The sequence below is a fragment of the Actinoplanes sp. NPDC051633 genome (genome assembly GCF_040681735.1).
Classification (GTDB): domain Bacteria; phylum Actinomycetota; class Actinomycetes; order Mycobacteriales; family Micromonosporaceae; genus Actinoplanes.
Genome location: NZ_JBFAZH010000871.1, coordinates 1 through 3357, shown reverse-complemented (window position 1 = coordinate 3357; position 3357 = coordinate 1). Strand labels below are relative to the sequence as shown.

Annotated in this window: 3 protein-coding genes and 1 pseudogene; all 4 read right to left on the bottom strand. The window is 67.7% G+C overall.

Going from position 1 to position 3357, the window contains the following annotated elements; all coding sequences use genetic code 11:
• A partial coding sequence (locus AB0M20_RS33635) for a toprim domain-containing protein (protein ID WP_364304368.1) occupies positions 1-238 on the bottom strand: 238 nt, incomplete at its 3' end.
• A 169-nt stretch (positions 239-407) separates the two neighbouring features.
• Positions 408-1061 carry a hypothetical protein gene (locus AB0M20_RS33630; RefSeq protein ID WP_364304367.1) on the bottom strand — a complete coding sequence of 218 codons (654 nt, stop codon included), beginning with the start codon at positions 1059-1061 and terminating at the stop codon, positions 408-410.
• On the bottom strand, positions 1052-1570 hold the full coding sequence (locus AB0M20_RS33625) for a hypothetical protein (protein WP_364304366.1): 519 nt from the start codon (positions 1568-1570) through the stop codon (positions 1052-1054). Before AB0M20_RS33625 ends, AB0M20_RS33630 begins: the two co-directional genes overlap by 10 nt.
• A 101-nt stretch (positions 1571-1671) precedes the next feature.
• Positions 1672-3264, bottom strand: a pseudogene (locus tag AB0M20_RS33620) (sodium/proton-translocating pyrophosphatase); the annotation flags it as partial.
• Between the last annotated feature and the right edge of the window lie 93 nt (positions 3265-3357).

Here is a 3357-nt window from a genome sequence, read left to right as displayed (position 1 = left end):
TTTCTTTTTGGTACTTTTCCTCATCTTTTTTAAAATCGTCCCTAGAAATCGTTCTCAGTTGCTCCCACGACTCACCCTTGTACTTGGCGGGGACGTCGGCGGCGTTCTTGGGCAGATCGCGGACATGGCCGAAGGAGGCCTCGACGAAATAGTCGGGCCCCAGGTAACCGGCGATCGTCTTGGCCTTCGACGGAGACTCGACGATGACCAGACGGGTCGTCCTGGTGTTACTCGGCACGGCACTCCCACACTTCTGTGCTTACGACCTTCAAACTAACGCGCCGGACCATCCGGCATTCCCCGGGGCATCCAGGAAGCCGGATGGTAACGGTTCGGCCACCGCATGCGTCCGACGGCGACACCGTACACCGGGAACGTGGCGTCGTGCCGCACACAATCGGTGAAGATCATGCGGGGGCGCCGCCCGGCCAGACCTGACCGGGTGCCGACGCCGGACGCTCGCCGACCAGCTCAGACAGTCTGCGGAGGCGCTGCCGGCCGGTGATCAGATAGCTGCGTCCGTGATCCGACAGACTGCCGTCGAGACCCGCGCGGCGCAGGGCGGCGTCGATCATGTCCACCGGGCCCACGGGGGTCAGGGCCAGTTCGTACCCGTCGTCGAGGGGCCCGCCCGCGGCGGCCACCCAGAGCCGGAGCCTGGCCCCGGTGAAGAACAGCTGGTCCTCGGGGCGGAAGAGGCCGTTGAGCCGGCTCGAGTACGCCGTCCGCACCTCGAACCCGCCCTCGTCCAGCGGCCGCCACTTCACCACCAGACCACGGCTGACCAGCTCGGCGGCCAGCACGTGCACCCGCCACGCCGCGTCCACCGACACGGCCACCCTGGCCGTCCCGCCCATCCGCTCGAGCCGGCCCGGACCCGCCAACAGACCCACCAGGTCCAGCGGTGAGGCGTCGGTCGACTCGGCGCCGAAGATCGGCAGTTGACGACCGGTCTCCCGGCGCGCGGTCTCGGCCCTCTTTCGCCGGGCGACCTTCACCGGCGCGGGCAGCAGCTCGCGCGGTATCAGCGGCCACCCGGTCTCGGCCATGGTCAGCGGCACTCCGGCACTTCGTCGAACGCTTGTTTCAACTCAACGGAGCTCAGTTTGCCGGTATCGAGGGAACTTTGCTCGTATTCGGCATTGAGTTTTTCCACCACGCCCCCGACCTTCTCGTAGAAGGCCTTCTGCGGGCTGGTGGACAACCCCTCGATGCCGGTGCGCGCCCGCCCGTACGCGTCGCGCATGCCGCTCAGCGCCGCGGTGAAGCTCTGCGCCACCTGCTCGCCCTCGTCGACGTCGGGCACGCCGGCCCGCTCCACCCCGGCCCGCGCCTGCTCGCTCGCCGTCTCGGCGCCGCCGAAGAGGCGCATCAGGTTCTCCTTCGCCTGCGACGGAGTGGTCTTGGCGGTCATCTGCTCCTGAGCACGATCGGTCAGGGTGCTGATCTCGGCCCGCCACGGCGCCAGCGCCGTGCAGACCGACGCCGCCCATGTCCTCGGCCCCGTGGTGTGCGAACAGGCGGACAGAGCCAGGATGAGGAGAACGATCAAGGGTCGAGCCGCACGCATGGCGAAAAGGGTACGGCGTGGGTCCGACAGGTTTTTACGGTCATCGTTACGACGAAGGGGCACCCGGGAAGAACCCGGGTGCCCCTTCAGTGTCCGGTGCGTCAGGCGGTGATCTTCTCCGAGGGGGTGGACGCCGGAGCGTCGTCGCCCATCGAGATCGGCTTGCGCTTGCTGTTGAGCACCGCGGCCACGATGATCAGCGCCGCCACGATCGCGACGGTCACCCGCAGCGCGGTGTTCGCGTCGTCGCCGACGCTCCACGCCACGACCGCCGGGGCGATCAGCAGCGAGACCAGGTTCATCACCTTGAGCAGCGGGTTGATGGCCGGGCCGGCGGTGTCCTTGAACGGGTCGCCGACGGTGTCGCCGATGACCGTGGCGGCATGGGCCTCGGAGCCCTTGCCGCCGTAGTTGCCGTCCTCGACCAGCTTCTTGGCGTTGTCCCAGGCCCCACCGGAGTTGGCCAGGAAGACCGCCATCAGCGTGCCGGTGCCGATCGCGCCGGCCAGGTAGGCCGCCAGCGCACCGGCGCCCAGGCCGAAGCCCACCGCGATCGGGGCCATGATCGCCAGCAGACCCGGGGTGATCAGCTCACGCTGAGCGTCGCGGGTGCAGATGTCGACCACGCGGCCGTACTCCGGGCGCTGGGTGCGGTCCATGATGCCGGGGAACTCGCGGAACTGGCGCCGGACCTCCATCACGACCGCGCCGGCGGACCGGGACACGGCGTTGATGGCCAGACCGGAGAAGAGGAACACCACCGCGGAGCCGATCAGCAGGCCGACCAGGTTGCGCGGGTTCGCGATGTTCAACAGGTTGAGCACCTCGGTGCCGATGCGCTCGGCGGTGATGCCGGCCTCGGCCAGCGACGTGCGCAGCGTGTTCACGTACGAGCCGAACAGCGCGGTCGCCGCCAGCACGGCCGTGGCGATCGCGATGCCCTTGGTGATCGCCTTGGTGGTGTTGCCGACCGCGTCGAGCTCGGTGAGGATCTGCGCGCCGCGCTCGTCCACGTCACCGGACATCTCGGCGATGCCCTGCGCGTTGTCCGAGATCGGGCCGAAGGTGTCCATCGCCACGATCACGCCGACCGTGGTGAGCAGGCCGGTGCCGGCCAGCGCCACCGCGAACAGCGACAGGGTCAGCGACGAGCCGCCGAGCAGGAACGCGCCGTAGACGCCGGCGCCGATCAGCAGCGCGGAGTACACGGCCGACTCGAGGCCGACGCTGATGCCGGCCAGCACGACGGTCGCCGCACCGGTCTGCGACGACTTGCCGATGTCCTGCACGGGACGCCGCTGGGTCTCGGTGAAGTAGCCGGTCAGTGCCTGGATCGCGGCCGCCAGCACGATGCCGATCACGACCGCGCCGATGGCGACGATGCGCGGGTTGGCGCCGCTGTTGACCACGTCCGGGTCGATCGCGGCGTCGGTGCCGAAGCCGGCGAACGTCGACGGCAGGTAGATGAAGCTGACGATCGCCACGACCACCGCGGACAGCACCGCGGAGATGTAGAACGCGCGGTTGATCGCGGTCAGGCCGTTCTTGTCCGAGGCCCGCAGCCGGGTGATGTAGACGCCGACGATGGCGATCACCACACCGACGGTGGAGATGATCAGCGGGAAGACCAGGCCGTCCTGGCCGAACGCCGCCTGGCCCAGGATCAGGGCCGCGACCAGCGTCACCGCGTACGCCCATTCAATTACGGCCATTTGGAATTTTGAAAAACAAAATTATTTCTTAAAAAATTTGTAACGTTAGCTTATCAAAGCTAGCGTTTTTTTATG

Bases quoted from the DNA above. Each gene is read 5' to 3' on its own strand.
- AB0M20_RS33625 (WP_364304366.1), bottom strand. From the start codon at position 1,570: ATGCGTGCGGCTCGACCCTTGATCGTTCTCCTCATCCTGGCTCTGTCC.